The 19,529-nt window shown below is 42.4% G+C and carries 13 protein-coding genes; 4 read left to right on the top strand and 9 right to left on the bottom strand.

The window, feature by feature from the left end; translation table 11 throughout:
* Window positions 1-338 precede the first annotated feature (338 nt).
* The gene (locus ACFO4R_RS10120; protein WP_379788996.1) at window positions 339-1,049 is read left to right on the top strand and encodes a hypothetical protein; all 711 of its coding nucleotides are present in this window, start codon (window positions 339-341) and stop codon (window positions 1,047-1,049) included.
* 430 nt (window positions 1,050-1,479) lie between these two features.
* Here the strand turns inward: ACFO4R_RS10120 and ACFO4R_RS10115 are convergent, their stop codons facing one another.
* The 7 genes from ACFO4R_RS10115 to nhaC all read right to left on the bottom strand — a co-directional run bounded on the left by ACFO4R_RS10115 (window position 1,480) and on the right by nhaC (window position 11,920).
* Entirely contained in the window at window positions 1,480-2,883 is a 1,404-nt protein-coding gene (locus ACFO4R_RS10115) for a glycosyltransferase family 2 protein (protein WP_379788995.1), read from the bottom strand.
* 177 nt (window positions 2,884-3,060) lie between these two features.
* Window positions 3,061-3,966, bottom strand: a complete 906-nt coding sequence (locus tag ACFO4R_RS10110) for a hypothetical protein (protein WP_379788994.1) — start codon at window positions 3,964-3,966, stop codon at window positions 3,061-3,063.
* Window positions 3,967-6,114 (bottom strand): hypothetical protein, encoded by a 2,148-nt coding sequence (locus ACFO4R_RS10105; protein ID WP_379788993.1) that lies wholly within the window; start codon window positions 6,112-6,114, stop codon window positions 3,967-3,969.
* A 12-nt stretch (window positions 6,115-6,126) separates the two neighbouring features.
* Complete coding sequence (locus ACFO4R_RS10100) at window positions 6,127-7,578, bottom strand: CotH kinase family protein (protein ID WP_379788992.1); 1,452 nt, start codon at window positions 7,576-7,578, stop codon at window positions 6,127-6,129.
* Window positions 7,579-7,583: 5 nt separating this feature from the next.
* A complete protein-coding gene (locus ACFO4R_RS10095) occupies window positions 7,584-8,261 on the bottom strand; it encodes a DUF4956 domain-containing protein (protein WP_379788991.1) in 678 nt (225 codons plus the stop codon).
* A 20-nt stretch (window positions 8,262-8,281) separates the two neighbouring features.
* On the bottom strand, window positions 8,282-8,977 hold the full coding sequence (locus ACFO4R_RS10090; protein WP_379788990.1) for a polyphosphate polymerase domain-containing protein: 696 nt from the start codon (window positions 8,975-8,977) through the stop codon (window positions 8,282-8,284).
* 1,455 nt (window positions 8,978-10,432) lie between these two features.
* A complete protein-coding gene (gene nhaC / locus ACFO4R_RS10085) occupies window positions 10,433-11,920 on the bottom strand; it encodes a Na+/H+ antiporter NhaC (protein WP_379788989.1) in 1,488 nt (495 codons plus the stop codon).
* A 1,045-nt stretch (window positions 11,921-12,965) separates the two neighbouring features.
* Between nhaC and ACFO4R_RS10080 the strand changes: the two genes are divergently transcribed.
* The gene (locus ACFO4R_RS10080; RefSeq protein WP_379788988.1) at window positions 12,966-14,450 is read left to right on the top strand and encodes a phosphohexomutase domain-containing protein; all 1,485 of its coding nucleotides are present in this window, start codon (window positions 12,966-12,968) and stop codon (window positions 14,448-14,450) included.
* A 105-nt stretch (window positions 14,451-14,555) separates the two neighbouring features.
* On the top strand, window positions 14,556-15,113 hold the full coding sequence (locus ACFO4R_RS10075; RefSeq protein ID WP_379788987.1) for a hypothetical protein: 558 nt from the start codon (window positions 14,556-14,558) through the stop codon (window positions 15,111-15,113).
* A gap of 397 nt (window positions 15,114-15,510) precedes the next feature.
* Here ACFO4R_RS10075 and rpsD read toward each other — a convergent pair whose 3' ends face one another.
* On the bottom strand, window positions 15,511-16,089 hold the full coding sequence (gene rpsD / locus ACFO4R_RS10070; protein WP_379788986.1) for a 30S ribosomal protein S4: 579 nt from the start codon (window positions 16,087-16,089) through the stop codon (window positions 15,511-15,513).
* 590 nt (window positions 16,090-16,679) lie between these two features.
* Window positions 16,680-17,195 carry a GNAT family N-acetyltransferase gene (locus tag ACFO4R_RS10065; RefSeq protein WP_379788985.1) on the bottom strand — a complete coding sequence of 172 codons (516 nt, stop codon included), beginning with the start codon at window positions 17,193-17,195 and terminating at the stop codon, window positions 16,680-16,682.
* Between the two features lie 317 nt (window positions 17,196-17,512).
* Here ACFO4R_RS10065 and mgtE point away from each other — a divergent pair, with 317 nt between their 5' ends.
* A complete protein-coding gene (gene mgtE, locus ACFO4R_RS10060) occupies window positions 17,513-18,877 on the top strand; it encodes a magnesium transporter (RefSeq protein ID WP_379788984.1) in 1,365 nt (454 codons plus the stop codon).
* The last annotated feature ends 652 nt before the right edge of the window (window positions 18,878-19,529 follow it).

Genomic DNA, 19,529 nt, shown 5'->3' with positions numbered 1-19,529 from the left:
TACCGTAGGGTAGCCCCGGCTTTGAATCCTTCATATTGTGTTAGAGGCTCATCGACTGTGAGTGTGATAACGCTATCCCGTGGAATGATCCGTGGGATAGAAGATATCGTGCAGTTGACGGATCCTTCAAAAAATGATATATTGAAGAAGAATCGCAGCGTGTGTTTTGTGGTACATTGAAAGTCTCTAAAATGAAGAGATTCACTCTGTTTTGTGTGAAACTGTTTTGGATAAGAGATATTATTGTAGGAAGAGCTCAAGGAGTCACATTACAGCTTTAAACTCTAGGGAAATGAACGAAGGTGGCTTACTTAAAAACTGAAAAAGGAGAAATTTTTATGAAAAAATGGATGAAACAGCTCTCTTTTTTGATGGTCTGTACTTTGATTTTGAGTGCATGTGGAGGAGGAAAACCTACCCCTTATGACGGTAAATGGATCGCAGTAGCAGCGGAAGCTATCGGTGTCCATATGAATGGAGAAGAAGCCTTTGGAGGAGAATTAAGTTTTGAAATCAAAGGAACGGGAAAAATGAAATTTCACGCAGCAGGAGAAGAAAGTCTCGTTTCTTGGACAGAAAAGGATGGAAAGATCGTTATTGATCTCAGCGGACAGGAAATGGTAGGAACTCCAGGAGAAAATATCATTACCTTCGACAACGCAATGGGACAGGGACTGAAGGTGATTTTTGCAAAAGAAGGTACCGATGCGATGAATCCCGAAAATTATCTTCCGGAAGCGTCCAAGGCGATGATTGGAAGTTGGAAGACAGAGTCGGTCAAGGATGTTATGGGAAGAGAGTTGAGCGAGGTGGAAGGATTTAAAAATATCAACGAGGCCTTGCTGATGGACTTCAAAGGAGATGGCAGCGTCGATGTAACCTTCCTCGGAGAGTCACTCGGCACCCTACCCTGGTCGATTGCTGTGGGAATCGGAACGATTGATACAGACAAATACACTATTTTGTTTGAGGAGCCTGTTGACGGAAAGGTGAAACTCAGTATCAGCAACAATGATATGTACTATGATTTCATCTGTGCAAAACAATAAAAACAGCGTGTATGCTATTCTCCGTTTAAAATGTAGGGTATGAAACATAGATCTGTATCAAAAAAACAAGTTGGAAGATGATATGCTTCCAAGAATTCAACTTGTCAATTCTAATAGATAATAGTATTAGGACAAAGAGGAGAAGACCTCCTTACTGTGAAACATAAGAATGAAACCACCCCTCGGATATTTTGTTCCAAGGGGTGATTTTTTATTTTGTCGATCAAAGTATGCGTATATTCGATTTGCTTTCGTTGTGTCATCGCTTATCCGTATCATTTTTTCTTTGATCGAAGAACGGCAGTATATGGAACAGTGTCATATTGAGTTTGTAACCGTGAACTACTTTCCTCTCCCATAAAATTCAAATTGTCGATATCGATGATCATAAATAAAAGGGACTTGTTCCGAAGACGGGCGGAAGATGTCATCAGCTGTCCGTATTTTGTTTCATCCGTTCTATTGTCCCCCAGGAATGTTTCTTCTTTTCATATCCGATCAGGGATTTGATGCGGACAAAAGACAGAAGCCAGTGTAGGAACATGTATTGAAATAACGAAATATAGATGGCCTTGAACAAGTCTTCGAACGATACCTTGAAATTCTGAGAATAAGCTCTCTGCAAAAATGCGGTAAAGGTAATACAGGAGCAATATGCAGTATAGATGATGTACAAAATCAAAAAGAAGTGGAAATCTATTTTGTTCATGGCAATGCTTAAAGCAATGATGAACAGGCCCAAAACTTCTATCATAGGAGCAAAAAGTTCGAATATAAAGTAGTAGAGGTATGAGACGATTCCCACTGCACCGAAACGCAGATTGGCAAAGATGGAGCGATACTTTGACATGCATTGCAGCAGTCCGAGGAACCATCTGCGTCTTTGTCCGGAAAGGTCGGAAATACTCGAAGGAGCTTGGCTCCAACAGATGGCATCCGATTCGTAGAGGATCTTATAGGGTCTTTGATTATTTCGACAGAAGTAATGCAGTTTCATTACCAGCTCCATATCCTCTCCCAAGGTCTCGGTATCATATCCTTTGACGGCGATCACCAGATCTTTTTTAAACAGACCGAAGGCACCTGAGATAATAAGATTGCCCTGAAAGGAATCCATCAATATTCTTGAACCCAAGAAGGAGCAGTCATACTCTATGATTTGAGAACAGACGATGGGATTCCAGGGGAGACGGTATTTGGTAACGACCCCGTCTTTTAGTGTCGCTCCCTGTGCGATTTGAACCAAGCCGCCGATGGCAATGACGTGGTCATGCTCTTTAAGAGGAGCGGTGATTTTTTGTAAAGAATCCCTTTGTAAGATGGAGTCTGCATCCAAGCATAGGAAAAAAGGGTGTCGGGCTGCATTGATCCCCATATTGAGCGTATCTCCTTTGCCCCCGTTCTCCTTCTCAATTAAGGTGATGGGAACATCATTGATGGAAGACTCGTAGATTCCGACACATTTTTTACAGGGGATATGTTCTCGAAGAGAACGTTCGGATGCCTTAAGCGAAAAAGCCTCTCGTACACGTTTTGACGTTTCATCCGTAGAGCCGTCATTGACGACGATGATCTCATATAAGGGATAGTCCAGATTTAGCAGAGATTGGATAGAATCCACAATGGTTACTTCTTCGTTGTAAGCAGGGACCAGTACCGAAACGGGGATATTATAATCATGTCTCAACTCTTCATGTATTTTCTGTAATTCACTTTTCTTATAGAGATGGTTTCCTGCCAGAAGGACGGAAAAAAACAAAAAAGTGGCATAACACAGAAGATAGATCAGAAAAAACAGTTGCGATATTTTCAGAATAAAAGTAATAGTTGCCACATCATACCCTCTTTTCATAAAAATTCATAGGAATACGGTTGCCTGTTGTATTGCCGACGCATGTATAAGAGAAATGACTCCCAAGGTCAAATCCAAGCTATTACCCTCATGCGGTATTGTTCCGGGTTTCGGGATCATTTGTAATCAGAGTCTATTCGGGAACTCAAAAACATCACATTAAAAGATACGTCTTACAATCTCAATGGAGGACAAGGCGAGTTTTTCTCCGTAGAGTTGGTGTTTTTCAATATAGTCAAGCAAAGTAGGATAGATCGGCGAATACTCGTGTGTCTTGAAATAATTCAGGATCTCTATCTTGACGAGGATGTCCGTATCCTTGTCTTGGAGTATTTCGTACAGCTCCTCGGAATAATCCTGATCTACCGTACCGGCAAAGGCGATAAGAGCAACGACCAAATTACGGTTCAGATGGTGCCTTTGTTTCCATAGGTTTTGGAAAAGAAGCTCTCTGTCTCCCGAGAAAGAGATCAAGCCCTTGCTCAGGATCGTAGGGTCATGAAAGATACTCAGATCATTGATCTTAAGCACAGCCTGCTCTACGATCCCCACATGTCCGATCCGATAGAGAACATACAGGACCTCTTCTCGGCAATAGGAGGTGGAAGAGTCCAGATAGGACAAAAGTATGGAGGCGATCTCGTGGGGATCGTCTTCGTCAACGAGGTTCAAACTGCCTATAATATGGGCAAAGTAACCACGGTACATAGGGTCCTTCTTCCCATAGTAGAGGGCAAGTTTTTTGAATAGGGCGGAGTAGGTGGACAGATAGTCTTCGACCTCATCGGGCAGAGTTTCTCTAAACTCCTTCATACAACTGTGGAAGGAGCTGAGATGATAGACCCTCTTGAGAAGGATGAAACATACGGTTCTGTGGAAGAAGGAGGGCTCTTCGTGATCATAGAGATGGTCAAATTCGGACTTCAGCAAAGAGTCCCACATTTTTTTTCGGTTTTTTTCATAAAACTGACTTTGGGTCGAACGAAACATATATAGAAGGTTGAACAGGATCATGAACCCACAGATAGAGATATAAAAATACAGGATGTTTTTTATCGAAACCATTTAATCTCCTTCCTTCGTCCACGAGTCTTTAACGATTGCATATGAATGTTTGAGTACAGGCTGCACATCGGGCGATCTCCAGTTCTTCAACAGGACCTCATGTAAGGAGACGATTCCCTGTCCTGCATCGGATATGGAGAGTCCGGCATGGAAGGAGGGGATACTTAACTCACTGACTCCATAGTATTCGTAATAATCGTCATGGATCATCCCTTGAGCGGGGTTTGAAAAGTTTAACAACTGCCAGGGAATTCGAATTTCCAGGATGTCTTTCCCATAGCAGAAGTCTGCCTGAGAATTGAACAGTTCGTCTTTTCTATCGGTTGTTCCATGTAGGAGTTTTCCTGAAGGATGTAGGGGAAGCCACTTATCTTTATGTTTTATCTTATTGAGGTTATCGAACACTCTGTTGTTTTTTAAAACCATAGATACCGTTTCAAAAGATTGGGAAGCAGTGTCGGGGATATGAATAAACGGGTCGTTTCCCAAGGATTCGGCGAGATAGTTTTCTCTTACCGCGGAGTAGCGTTTTTGGACCAAGAGCTCGGAATCGTTAATTCCTCTGATCGCCAAAATAAAATCGGTATCCCGATCAAAGACAAGGTTGGCGGCAGGGTACCTTAAAGATCCGGACTTTGGAGTTGTGTCCAAGGGAATATAGATATTATCCTGCATGGAGAGTCCCTTTTTTTCCACTTTGAAATAGATAAATTTTTCATCATAATCGACAAATAGAGAAGCAGCTCCGCTTACTATGGGAGAATGTATTGCCCATTCTTCATCTTTTCCGTCCACACTATGATTTTTTTGAGTGTTTTCAAATGTCAGGAGGCCGAACCCCTGACGGTTGGTCTGTACATCTCCCCAGAGATGCGTAAAATCTTTGTTTACAGCAAACGAGGTATTCCAGGAACTGGAATCCCAGTTGTCCTGCCATGCGTATATTGTGGCACCGGAACAGCCTGAGGATATGAAGTCTTTATAGGTTCGAACCAGGAGAAGCCCCTGTCTTTCTTCCGAGAAAGGAGATGTACTTCCTAAAAATTCCGTGGTGTCGATTCCGCGGGAAGTCGAATATCCGTAGCCCGTTATTACGACAGGCATACTGTGATAATGGCACAGTAGTGAAGAATAGGCTGCCGGATAAGACAAGGTATCCAGATGTTTTACGAATGCAGGGGTAAAAAAAGGAGCATCTGTCTCCAGATAGTGCATAAATCTTCCATTAAAATCATACATCTCATAAGATGCGAAGATACCCGCATGAACGTTTTCCGTGGCTTTTACATGTTCGATATTGAGTTGTGCAAACTTCGACATCTGGATGCAGTAGTTCTGCTTGTACGTAAACGGGTCATTGCTTGGGGAACTTATAAAAGAAACCAAATGTTGGGTTGCGTATTTTTCGGTCTCATACTCGACCAGTTCCTCCATAACTTGAGCGAGCACGGTTTCAAAAGGTGTTGCTTCCTCGGTTGTATAAAAATAGGTTCCCGAAAAAGGAAGATATTCGTTTTCTTCATCGGTATAAGCGATGGTTTCGTTGTTCCAACTCTCTCCTATAATAAAGCCCAAAACCCATTTGGAAACATCTTTGCGATAAACACCGCTTCCGTTTCCGTTTCGGTTCGTAAAAATATTTTTTCGACCGTGGATGCAATCGACAGCGATCCTTGCATCCAAACGCAGCTGTTCAAAAAAGGTAGGATGGAGGGCGTCCGTTTCCGAGTTGGCACTGTAATCATCGATGCGGATTCCCTGTAAGAGATAAAGGGGGTTGTCGGAACTCCTGTTGAACGCATACAGGGCATCATAAAAGTCCGCATCCATAATGGAATAAACTCTTAATGTGTTGGCCCCCATTTCGCTGATCTGAGAAAACCATGTTTCATAGGTTTCCCGATCGATGGCATATTGCGTTTGTTCAAAACCCGGTGTAAAGCTTTGAATATCCACTCCCCTAATCAGAAATTTCTTGTCTTCTACCGATCCGTGATGAAAGATGGAACTTCCCTCTATGTGGAAGTTCACAGAAGGTTTTATATCTTCCTTGTGAGGAAGGTACAGTATCCCCTCCGTATAGATCAGGTGATAAATGCCTGCGACTAAAAGGATGATCAAGGTGACGGTAATCAGATATTTTTTCATCGTAAGCCTTTCTTAATCAAGTAAAGTATTGCTGTTCTTGGATGGAGCACAGTGTTGATAGAGGGTCTCTATGTTTCGATCGAGCCATGCGCCACGTTGGATGATGAAGGTTTTCAGTTGTTCCACGGACTCGTCGTAACTTCTCATATTTCGGTCATAAGGAAGAAGATAGTTTAAGGGATCGGGGTTCTCCATCAAAAACACATAGCCCCACTTGGCATTGTTACGTTCTATAGCGGGACCCAAAAAATCACGGGTTTCGTCAATATAGTCAAGGAGGTAGGGGGTACTCAAGGTAGTTTGACGAAGAAGATGGTATTTGTGTACTACAAGATCCACAAAATCCCGATCCTTGATCAACATAGAGAACCAAGGGGTATCCTGCATGGTAAATCCCGCAGCATCATAAGCCAGATCTGCATAATTGTCGCAACAGTTATTAAAGTCCCAGACGCAAAGTTTCATTTTCTGTCTCAAGTCCTTATAGAGATAAGTAGAAAACTTTCCGGCATCGGTGTTGCGAAAAAATTCATTTATAATAAAATATTCCGCAAAAGAATTCTTATCCAAGTAGTTGTCATACTTGCCAAGGTCATAAGAGTACAGGACCTTCTCAATATGGCTGATATCATGTCGGATATACTCTTCCTGTTCCGGTGTCAGGCCGGTCTTGGTCGGATACTTGATATCCAGTGCCGAAACACCTGCCTGGTACGTATAATAGCTGAAGTTGTTGAGCTTTCGCTTTGCTTTGTAATCTCGATCCCATGCGACGATATAAGGAGTTTTTTTCGAACGTCTGTCACTTTTTTCGATAGGGATACGACCTGTTCCCTGACTTATGTCTTCCACAATCAGGTAGAGGCCTTGATACTCCCCGTTCAACACCAGTTCGCAGTATCTCACATTGGGAGCGTAATCCATGATCTCTCCTGAAATGTTGTAGCCGAGGTAGTTGCGAAGCAGTGTTCTGTCAAAAAAGGGACCGTGGAGGTTCCACTCATCATTCGGAGTCATTCCGGCAAGGGAGACTTCTTTCTTGTTTCCGACCTCATCAATAAAATGGAGCTTCAAAGATTTTTTGTCAAAAAGGCGGGAAGAATTGCCGCGATAACGGATCAAAACATTAAACTGATCATCGGGCTGTTTATTGAGGGAATTTACCTCACCTTTTTTATTCCGGATGTTGATATGGGAGATGATACTCGGAAGGTTATCGATTACAACCGGTACTCCGTGAACTCTACGCACTCTTCCTCCGGGGATGCGTTGCCCGTCGGTATCGATCTCAATCAAAGGAAGGTGGGTAACAAGCTCCTGTCCATCCTCTTTGACGGTATGGGGAGGGTTCTGAAGATGTTGATGAACTCTCTTGTAGCTGTACTCTTCTTCTAAATAATGAAAGAAGAAGGATAATAAAAGAATAAATAATATCGTTAAAAAATAAATTCTGTTCGTTTTCATATTCATTAACCGTTGATTTCATCGCTTTGTGTTACGATGTTTACATAGTCGATTGGTCCCAAGCTATAGAGTTTGGAGGTAATGCTTTCATCCTGATCATAGTTTTTTTCATAGATCTTGCGAGAGAGCTCAAAGATCATCTCTATGGAAGAAGCTGTGGAGTTTTTGACTCTCTGCACTGCCTGACCCTCAAAATATCGAAACACAACACCCTCGATTTCAGTTTCCAAGTGGAGAGCGGCCCTTATGACCAACAACATACGGTTTTCGTTTTTGACTCGTCCGAATAGAAACAACATGATAAAGATGACCAGGCTGCCCAAAGAGGCCACAAGATAATCGCCCACTCCGCAACAGATTCCTACAACGATGGTCCAAAAGATATAGGTGGTATCTCTGGAGTCTTTGATCGCCGTACGAAAGCGAACAATGGACAAGGCACCGACCATACCCAACGAAAGAGCGACGTTATTTCCGATTACAGTCATTACAACGGCGGTCAGAACGGTTAAGGTCATCAAAGATACATTGAATTTTTTGCTGTAAGATGTACCGCTGTGCGTATAGGCGTAAGAAATATAGATTACAACACTTAAAACGGCTGCAGCCAGAATATGAAGCAAAATTTCCTGAAAGGTTAGGGTACCGCTTTGTTCCAAAACATCTCTTAAAATACTTTTCATAAGTTGAAATCTCCTATTTGTTAAAAGTGATAGTGTTTGCTTACCGCTCTTCCGAGGCAGTATTTGCTGACACTGAGTTCGGAAGAGTTGATCTCTTCGAGAAGAGTTTTGATATAGGTGAGTAAGAAACCGTTATATTTTACTTCCAAAACAATAAGTCCCGGATCGATAAGGCTCGATTGCAACAGCTCTTCGGAAAAGAGATCGAAGCAGCTCTCGGTTCCTATAATGTGGCGGTCAAAGGTAATACGAATCTTGTTTTCCTTTGCTACAAAAGCTTTGCGACGATATTCGACAATGGTTTTTGGACGATAGCAATACATATGGATGCGGGAATAACATTCCGCCGCAAAATTATCGGGGTACTTTAGAAGGACCGAAGTATTGCCTGCTATCAGCTCTTCGGCATCGGCTCTGCTCATTTTTAAAGAACGTTTTTTTTGATTCGGTCCCTGTTTCTGTTTCATTTCCAAAAGGGCAAAGTTTGTCTGAGGACCATAGTTTCGAAGGCGGATCTTTCGCCTCAGTTCAATTCCATCCTCCTTTTCCTGCCAGTCTACATCGTCGATGGAATCGAAATATAAGGAACGGATGCAATAGCCGTCTCCTTTACTGTGCTCATCCAGGGCCATAAATTCGGAAAATTTTTGGGAAAGTCGATGATAGGTCTGTATACCGATCAAAAACTTCCTCTCCTGTCGTAATACTTCATTCATTCTTAACAACCTCAGGTAAATTATTTTGTTTTAAGGCAACACTGTAGCGAAAAAAGCTGGGGAATACTATTCTCCGGTTGGTATCGCGAAAATAAACGATATTCTGACCGAAAACGTTGTATGTGGTTGTAGAGTTCAAATCATGCAATCGGGCAAGTGAAACAAGGGATGGGATAAAATCCACTTTTTGCCGATAAAACATCTTTGGAAACATTTTTTTGATACATTCAATCTACAAAACAACAGAGATTCTTCATCTTTTTCGCAGGATGCTCTCAATACGTTTTTTTGTAAAGTCAGGGTACCGGTGGATAAAACATAAACAGCCTTAAAAAGTGAAGAGGTTCGGTATTGAACAATACGGATATACAGTAGTAAGGAGAACTGTATTCTTCGAACTTTTTTCATTGTGTTTTTTCGACGTACCGATGTTGGAAAAAGCAATTGGAAGAAGTTTCTCGTTCCGGAGGTATTTTATGCGGTGTATTGACCTATAACAATACATGTTTGCAAAGTTAACAATCTTAATTTTTATGTATCTGAAATTCGACAGCACTGAAGAATAAATAATTGTAGTAAGAGTCCACTGTCATTTGTTGAAAGAGTGTGCATATATGCTATTCTTTACCAGAGTCCTTCTGTGTTTTTTGTAGGTTCCCGAATACAAAAAAACAACCTCTTAACCGTTGATGATGAAGGTATGAAGAGGACCGGAGGAGACGGATTCGAGTCTGAAAAAGAATGAGAGAGAATAAGATTCAAGGTCAAGAAGCAGTTTCAGACAAAGTTATATTTTCAGATATAAAAATTGAAATAGATGCTGTTTTTTGTAAAAAACACTTACACGACAAGAACTGAAAATTGCAGCCTTATTTTCTGTTCAAAGCATAAGAACGGGGAATAAAACAAAGACCGTATTTTTTGACATTTGATATAGGACTGATTTTCAATTCCGGAAAAAACACATATTTTCACACAAATCTATTGTAACGATTGTATGCTTTTATGTCAACTCTAAAGGCAAAAAATTTATATATTTTTAACAATTTCAAGGAAGGAACAAAAAGGAGATACCGCATAATTTGCAATATCGGTATAATACTATTCTCCGTTTCGGGTATGAAGCATATATTGTTAGGAAAATATCGCACAAAGGCAAACGTCCGATTTTTCTTCGACTTTATAAAATAAAAAAGTTTGTCATATCAATGTTTTCAAAAATTTCATCATTCGTGCAAAATTGATTTTGGGATGTTTTTCCGAATTATGCGGCATTTCCTTAGCGAAAAAACAATTTGCAGGACGACAGTTCAAAGTGTTCAACCTGTCAATCCTAACAGATAATGGCATGACAAAGCAAGATATATCTGTGGTGCAATATTTTCCGAAGATATAAGAAGATATAAAAAGAACTGTCTTAAAAGACAGTTCTCTTGTAATCAATCTTAAATTCGTTTAGGACACACGACCTGTTTCGGCAAGAATCTTCTTTTCTTCCTCAGTCATCTTCGCTATCGTGATGCCCATAAATGCCATGACGGCGGTCATAATGATCATCAGGTAGTTGAAGATCGCCCAAGGAGCATAGCCCGGAACATATTGTCCCGCAGGACCGTAAAGGCCCTTTGTATCGATCTTTCCATAGACGGGAAGACCCAGGGTCTCGGACATAAATACCCCACAGGTATTCCACGGGATCAAAGCTCCCGATACCGTACCTGCCGACTCCAGAGCATTGGAGAGGGTCTTCGGATGCAGACCGCGTTCCTGATAAGCCTTTGCATACATACGTCCCGGTACAACAATCGAGATGTACTGCTCGGGCATGGTCGCGTTACTCAAGATACAGGTAGCTTCGGTCGCAACGACAAGACCTGCATCGGATTTTACCAGTTTTAGGATGTTGTTTACAATAACTTCCATCTGTCCCGTCATCTCAACAATGCCGCCGAACATCATGGCGATGATGGTCATCGAGATGGAGAACATCATATTCATAAGACCTCCTTTGGAAAGAAGGGCATCGACCGCCTCGTTTCCGGTCTCACTGACATAACCGTTCATACCGCAGTCCAACAGTGCGCCGAATCCTCCATCCGCACCTTGGAAGATGGGGCTCATAAGTCCGGCTATGAGAATACCGATGGTAATGCCGGGAATAGCGGGCATCTTCTTAGCGATGGTTACGATAACGACTATGGGAGGCAGAAGGAGCAAGGGGCTGACCTTGAACTGGTCGGCGATTGCCTGTTGCAGTTCCAAGATACTGGAAAGTTCCGCTTCTCCGGATCCGTATCTCAAACCGATCACGGTAAATGCCACGATGGTGATCACATAGGTAGCAACCGTTGCTTTGAGCATGAACTTAACGTGAGTGAACACATCGGTTCCCGCCATAGCAGGAGCAAGGTTGGTCGTGTCGGACAACGGAGACATCTTATCTCCGAAGTAAGCACCGGAAAGAACTGCACCGGCTGTGATCGGAGCGGGAATGCCCAGCCCTTGAGCAATACCCATAAGGGCGATACCCATGGTTCCTGCGGTTCCCCACGATGTACCCGTCGCCAAAGATGTAATCGAGCAGATAATCATCGTTGCGGGAAGGAAGATCTTGGGAGAAAGAATGTTCAATCCGTAGTAGATCATGGAAGGAACGACTCCCGACACCATCCATACACCGATGAGGATACCTATGATTGCAAGGATAAGAACGGATTGAAGAGCCTGGGTAATTCCGTGGATCATCGATTCTTCAATTTGTTCCCAAGTATATCCTATGTAAAGAGAAACACAGGCTGCAACAATAACTCCGAGAAACATCGGGACATGCGGGTCAACATGAAACTTCATAATACCGATTGCCATAATGAGGATAAGACCGAAGAAGGAAATAAGAGCTTCACTCAAATTTGCCTTTCTGACCTTTTTTGTTTGATCTGACATAATTATACACCTCTCATTCAATATTGTGTTCCGATAGATTAGCTATGCATAAGTACGGATTCTTCTTCTCGACATATGGAATGATAAAAATATGTAATCGTTCCCTATAGAAAAAGAACTGATAAAGCGGATCTTTTCCGGATCCGTTTCTTACAATCTACTAAAATTAACCTTCCTCCTTTCTACTCTTACAAGTATAACAAATTTTTTGTAAATTAGACAAGGGGTTTTGAAAAAATGTTTTCAAAGATTGAAAAATTTCATCATATAATAAAACAAAAACTCAAGGGGGAATTATAGATCGAAGGACAGAGATGACAGATAATTCTGATAACCGTAACGAGTGGATCGTGACAACCGAGCAGGACAATTCTTTCAACTTTGATTTACAAATCTAAAACCATCTATTAAAATAGATTTGAATCTCTGTTCGGTGTCTATAACAGTATCAAGCCGACAGTGCATAAAAACGAGGAGAGTTTTCCTTGATTTTTCAACGGAAAAGCTGTAATACGATTCTCCAAATAGAAGCATGGATATATCCTTTTTTCAACTTACGAAAAATCGGTTTATCTTCTATGGTCACATATTATAGTGAACGCAAAAATTATTTTCACTTTGCCGAATCCCTATTCTTCAAAATAGAATCGAGATACATTTCGAAAGTGCAGATATTTATGTCGTTTGCTATAGTTATATCCACAACTCAAAGGAAGAATAGTATAAGCCCATACCGTGAGATTCAAAAAAACGGCATAAAATCAATCTTATACAAAGGATGAATTTCTTGAAAATGATATCGCAAACCCTCATATTTTGTAAAATCGAAGAGAAGTCGGAAGCTTGCCTTTGTGCATTGTGTCCCCGAAAGGTATTGAATTATCGATATCCGCGGTTTGTACTCCACAGTAGATGAAAGGTTTGCCGTGTCAGAACGGATGGGGAGGCAGTTCTAGCGGATCACAGTACGACAAATAATCGGGTGCTGCCCCATCGCTCTTATTTTGATCAGATCGCAGTAGTACACAAAAGGAAGGTGGAAGTCTTGAATAAGAAAGAACTTTTAAAATTGCAAAACGGGACCGATATCCGCGGGATCGCGTTGGAGAATAAGGAACGTCAGGTCAATTTGGACAAGGAGGCGACAGAGGAGATCGCAAAGGGGTTTGTTCTGTGGTTGTCCGAAAAGACACACAAAGCAGTGCAGGAACTTCGCATCGCCGTAGGTAGGGATTCGCGTCTGTCGGGAGATATGCTCAAGAAGACGATGATGTACAAGATGCAGGGTTATGGGGTGCAGGTCTTCGATACGGGGCTTTCGACAACTCCGGCGATGTTTATGAGTACGGTGTTTGAGGACTATAAGATGGATGGAGCGGTGATGATCACAGCGAGCCACCTCCCTTATTTCCACAACGGATTTAAGTTTTTTACGCGAGAAGGAGGGCTTGATAAGTCAGATATCACGCAGATTCTCTCCGAGGAGAGAGAGGTTTCTCAAGCGGAGCCCAAGGATATCGTATCAAGAGGGTTGATCGGAGATTATAGCAGGTATCTGGTCGACTTTATCCGTAAGCAGACCGGAGAGGAGTTTCCTCTGAAGAGCTTGCATATCATTGTTGATGCGGGAAACGGGGCAGGAGGTTTTTTTGCCAAAGAGGTCTTGGAAGAACTCGGAGCGGATACGAAGGGAAGCTGTTATTTGGAGCCGGACGGGATGTTTCCCAACCATATCCCCAATCCGGAGAACAAGGAGGCGATGAGGTCGATTTCTCAGGCGGTCGCGAATCACGGGGCGGATCTGGGGATTATCTTCGATACCGACGTGGATAGGGCGGCGATTGTCAGCCATGAAGCTGAGGAAATCAACAGAAACCGCCTGATTGCCTTGATTTCTTCGATTGTCCTTGCGGAACATCCGGGCAGTACCGTTGTTACCGATTCGATTACCTCCAATTCCCTGGCGGAATTTATCGAGGCGAGAGGCGGTCTCCATCATCGCTTCAAAAGGGGATACCGCAATGTGATCAATGAGGCGGTCCGTTTAAATGAGGAAGGGGTCGAAACTCATTTGGCGATTGAAACTTCGGGTCATGCGGCAATGAAGGAAAACTATTTTCTTGACGATGGAGCCTATCTGGTCGCCAAGATTCTTGTCTATGTCGCAAAACTTCACAAAAAGGGACTCGCGGTCACAAGTCTTCTTGAGAATCTCACTGATCCGAAGGAGGAGGGGGAGTACCGTCTGCCGATCACGGCGACAAACTTCAAGGCTTATGGTCAGAGCGTCCTCTCCGACTTGGAGAGATTCATCGAGAAAGAAGAGGGCTACCGTCTGCCTGAGAAGAATTACGAAGGAGTCAAGGGAATCGTGCCGGGAGGCTGGTTCCTTCTTAGGATGTCGCTCCATGAACCTCTGATGCCTTTGAATATAGAAGGTGATGAGGAAGGTGTTGTAGGAGAGGTTGTACGGAAGTTGAAGTTATTTTTTGAGAAGTATGAAGAATTGGACAGTAGCAGTTTGACTTGAGAGAATGTTTTTTGATACAATAGACGGGTAGTAAAACCGAGGTCTGACACAGTGATGTTCCCGCGGTTTTGCAGAATAATTTCATAAAAGAAAGAAGTGAGTTGTATGAAGAAACCTATACTCAAGGTAGGAATAGCACTCTTTTGTCTTTGTATGACGATGGTAGTCTCGTCCTGTAGAAGAGACGATATGTCGAACAGAACCGTACAAACCGTGGAACCGGTGGAGGATACGACGGAAGAAGAACAGGAGGAGCAGGTCTCCCTCTATACAGATGAAACATATACCGAAGAAAACGGAAGGTTTTTTGCCTGCATTACATCGACCGATGCAAAAAACAGGACGGTCACCTTCAATAAAGCCCAACTCTTATTTGTCGGGCAGGATGACGATAAGATCAGAGAATTGGGAGAAGATCCCGAGGAATCTCCCAGCGGCTATTATATCATTGACAGTGAAGAGGACAGGGGACATACCCTTCCCCTTGCAAAGGGAGTGGACATCAATGGAGTCGACCTGACCAGCGAGGAGCCTGCGACTACCTTCAGAAAGCTTGAGGAAGAGGAGTTTCTTGAGATGACGCACGACGAACACCAGATGTATTGTTATGTTACAGTCAAGGACAATGAGATCACAGCGATCTATGAACAGTTCCTACCCTAGGATATCGAGATCTGAACGGATCGTGATTGCAGTATCAACCTCCTTGTATTATAATGATGTTGTCTAAAGGAAGATCAATACCGTTATTTATCAAAAGCAAAAAGCCGGACGATTTGAAGTATAGAATCATCCAAAATTGCTATATATCTTGTATATCCGGTATTTCATACTATTCTCCAATAGAAGGGATGGATATATCTGTCTTTCGATCAAGAAACATCGTTTTATCTTCTTATGGGTTGCAGACTGTTTATATCCACAACTCAAAGGAAGCGCCGAACGGAGAACGGGGAGAACGGTATGAATAGAAATATACCGAAACACCGGTCGGATAGTATTATTACACAAAAAAATCTCTATCGAGAATATCGATAGAGATTTTTTGATTATAAGGATCTTATTTAGAGTAGTACTCGATGATAAGAGAGTCCGTTACTTCAATCGGAACTTCTTCTCTCGGCGGAAGAGCTACGAGCTTTCCGCTGAAGTTGTTCTCATCTTTTTGCAGATAAGACAGGTTGCATAGAGAATCTCTGAAGTTATCTTTGAAACGCTCAACACTTTGAGATTTTTCTCTCAAGCTGATAACGTCTCCGACCTTTACTTCGTAAGAAGGACGGTCAATTCTCTTTCCGTTTACCAGGATGTGGTGGTGTACGACCATCTGTCTTGCTTGACGAAGGGTAGCACCGAAGCCCAAACGATAAACAAGGTTGTCCAAACGGCACTCAAGTCTTTGAACGAGGTTTTCCCCTGCGTTACCCCTGGATGCCATGGCAGCCTCTACCCAGTTTGCAAACTGTTTTTCCTGCATATCGTAGTATGCCTTTAATTTTTGCTTCTCAACCAACTGCTTACCGTAGTCGGATTGTTTACGAACAGGTTGAGCTCCTCTTTTGAGTGCTTTCGGATGAGCACAAACGTTTACTCCAAATCTTCTTGCCACTTTGAAACGTGGTCCTCTTGGTCTAGCCAATGTATTTCCTCCCTGAAACAATAATAATGAAATTACGTCCCAGCAGCCTGTGAATTATTCTATAATAAAAGCTGTGAAAAAGCAAGACAAAAAACAGAAAAACATAAGTTTGTAACAGAGCTGTGCTATGGTGTATCTCCTCCGGAAAAAGGGAGGCTGTCGCACAAAGGCAAACTCCCGATTTTTCTTTAAATCTATAGAACTGGAAAACTTGTCATATCAACGATTTTTGGCAATGTATCCTGCATAGAACATGGATTTTGTACCGGTTTTTCCAATTATTCGGCCTTGCCTCGGGTTTAGTATGACAAGGCTTCCGTGTGCCGTAGAAGAACGGCAAAAACGCGATACATCTCTGTGTGTTGTTTCTATGGAGCAACGGAGGTTTTTCGGATCGCTCACTCTTTGTTTTATAAGGATCACACGACTTATAAACAAAACCTGTGTATAAGTTTCTCAAACAAAACATATGTACCGTAAGCAATGGGAAGGAAAAGGAGAAAATTTAAAACTTATCCACAGAATTTGTGAATATCCACAAGAATTTATACACTTATCCACAGAAACTGCTGTCATCCGGAAGTGAAAAATCAAAGAACGGTTGGGAGAACCGTATCGCTCACCCATTTTCCGTAGATTTGAGAATCGGTGTTTTCTTCATAGCCCATATCTTCATACCCCAATTTTTTAAGGAGCTCCATGCTCGGTATGTTTTCGGGATCGACCAGACAAATAAATCCGTGATGAGGATACTTCTCGTGCAACAGCTCTATCAAGGCGGAAAGGATCTCGAAAGCAAAGCCCTTCCTGTGATGTTTGTAGGATATGGTATATCCCATAGAGATCATGTTTTCTTCGGGCATCACGACAACTTCTCCCGCCATTTCATCCGTTTCTTTCAGAGCAATCGTCAAAATAAAACCCTCTTCCAAAGAGATCTTTCCGTATTTTCTTTCCGATATCAATTTTTTCAAGCCTTCTCTATTTTTGGTCTGCCCTCTTTGATAGCGTGAGCAAAGTTCGTGATTGCGATAGTCATAGATGATGTCCAAGTCTTTTTCTTCGATATTTCGCAATCTCAGTCTTTTAGTCTCTAAAAAAATCATATGTTCCTTCACTTTCTCTACCTTTGAAATTTGTAATCCAAACAATCGTATGGTATGCCTTTGTGCGATGTTTTACTTAACCTAAATTATAGTTAAATATAAACGTAGAATCAATAAGGAGGAGTTATTACGACAATACTTCATAAGACAAAAGCAAGTTTTTTTCTCCTGTTCCTTGTTCCGTTGGCAAATTAAAAGGACGGAGAGGAGCTCCGTTTCAAAATGTGGAATTTTCTTAAAGAAATTTGCCCAAAAAGGATATACAAAGACCGGAGATATTACTATAATAAATGTAGGAAAAATACAGGAGAGAGGAAGTGGAGCTTTTGCAAGAGATGCTTGAGAAGAATGAAGAACAGTTGGAGATCATACAGAAGATCCTTACGTGGACACCCGAAGAGTTACACGAAGAAATTGAAGATATCCATCCTGTCGACCTGTTGGAAGAATTGGAACACTATGAAGGAGAAAAAAAGGATATTCTCAACCGGCTTCCGGACTACTACATCGCACTGATGATCGGAGAGCTCGAGGATGAGGATAAGTATGAACTTCTATCCCTGTTTTCCAAGGTAAGGGAGGAGAAGATCATCTCCGAGATGGCGTCGGATGACCTTGCGGACCTGCTCGGAGAGTTGGAGGATTCCGTTCAGAAGGAGATCATCGCCAAGATGGATTGGGAGCAGGCCGAAGAGGTCAAAGAGCTGCTCACCTATGAAGACGATACGGCAGGGGGCTTGATGGCGACCGAGTTCATCGCGATTCAGGAAGGCATGACGGTCAAAGAGACCATAGACTACCTTCGAAAGGAAGCGCCCAGTTCGGAGACGCCTTACTACATCTATGTGCTCGATGAGAGGGAGGTCTTGAAGGGGGTCGTATCCCTCAGGGACATCATTGTCTCCGATGACGAGATCGTGATCGGCGATATCATGAGCGAAAACATCCTGTCCGTACCTGTGGACATGGACCAGGAAGAGGTAGGTCGTCTCTTTGAAAAATACGGCTATATGGTCATTCCGGTCGTAGATGAAGACAACGTTATGTGCGGGATCATCACCTTCGACGACATCATCGGAGTCTTGAATGAAGAGACGACCGAGGACATCTACCTCCTCGGAGGACTAAGTGAAGGTGAAGAGATCGACAGCTCTCCCCTGGATGCGATTAAAAGTCGCCTTCCATGGTTGCTCGTCAACCTCGTTACGGCAGCGATGGCAGCCAGCGTCGTAGGCCTGTTTGAAGGCACGATTTCCAAGATTGTCGCCTTGGCGACCTTTATGCCCATCGTCACGGGAATGGGCGGAAATGCGGGGACCCAAACACTGACACTGATCGTACGGGGAATTGCCTTGGATGAACTCAACGACAAGAATACAAAGAAGATCCTGATCAAAGAGCTGGTCGTAGGTGTAGTAAACGGGCTCTGTCTGGGCATCATCATAGGCATCGTCGCCCAACTCTGGGTGGGTAAAGCCATCTTCGGTTTCGTTATCGGAACCGCTATGGTCCTCAACCTCATCGTTGCAGCTTCGGCGGGTTACTTTGTGCCCGTCATCCTTAAGAAGTTCAATGTCGATCCCGCACTTGCATCGGGAGTCTTTGTTACGACATTTACCGATATCATGGGCTTTTTCTTTTTCCTTGGACTGGCAACGGTCTTTGTGGAACAACTGATATAAAATTACTTCACTTTCGACTTCAAAAGTTTGAAAATTTAAGAATTTAAGTCGAAATCTGTGGATAAGTCTGTGGAAATATATTTTTCTTTGTGGATAAACAGAAAAAAATATACTCATAGGTCTTTAATGCGGAGAAACTTTTCACAACAAAGAGGGGGAAACTTTGTAAGAAAGCACTCTTTGCAAAAGGAAGGTTATCCACAGGAAAAACGACTTATACACAGGGGATGGAAGATGTAAAAAATAGCTTTGACAAAATAAAAAACTTATGAAACTGTTTGATAGCAATGGTAAAGAAGTTTTGCTCGTAACGCACGCTTCTAAAAAAATTTACATTCCTGTGGACAACTACTCTTCCGCAGGATGTTTTTTTGAAAGAAGGGAGGCTCGTGTTTTCATAGGTGTAAAACAGCAGAGGATGCTTCGCTTTTATCGGTGTTATTGAGGGAATATCGAATCATTTGCAAGATCGGTACAATGTCGGTATTCCTTTGAGTTGTGGATATAAATGATCCGGACCCATAGAAGATAAAACGATTTTTTTCAGTCGAAAAACAGATATATCCATGCTTCTGTTGGAGAATAGCATAAAACTGCTTTTATATAAATATAAAGGGACATACTGCACGAAAAATCAACATAATACTATTCT

The sequence above is a fragment of the Filifactor villosus genome (genome assembly GCF_042652965.1).
Classification (GTDB): domain Bacteria; phylum Bacillota; class Clostridia; order Peptostreptococcales; family Filifactoraceae; genus Filifactor; species Filifactor villosus.
The sequence above is the reverse complement of the archived record's forward strand: the minus strand, read 5'-3'. Positions and strand labels throughout refer to the sequence as shown.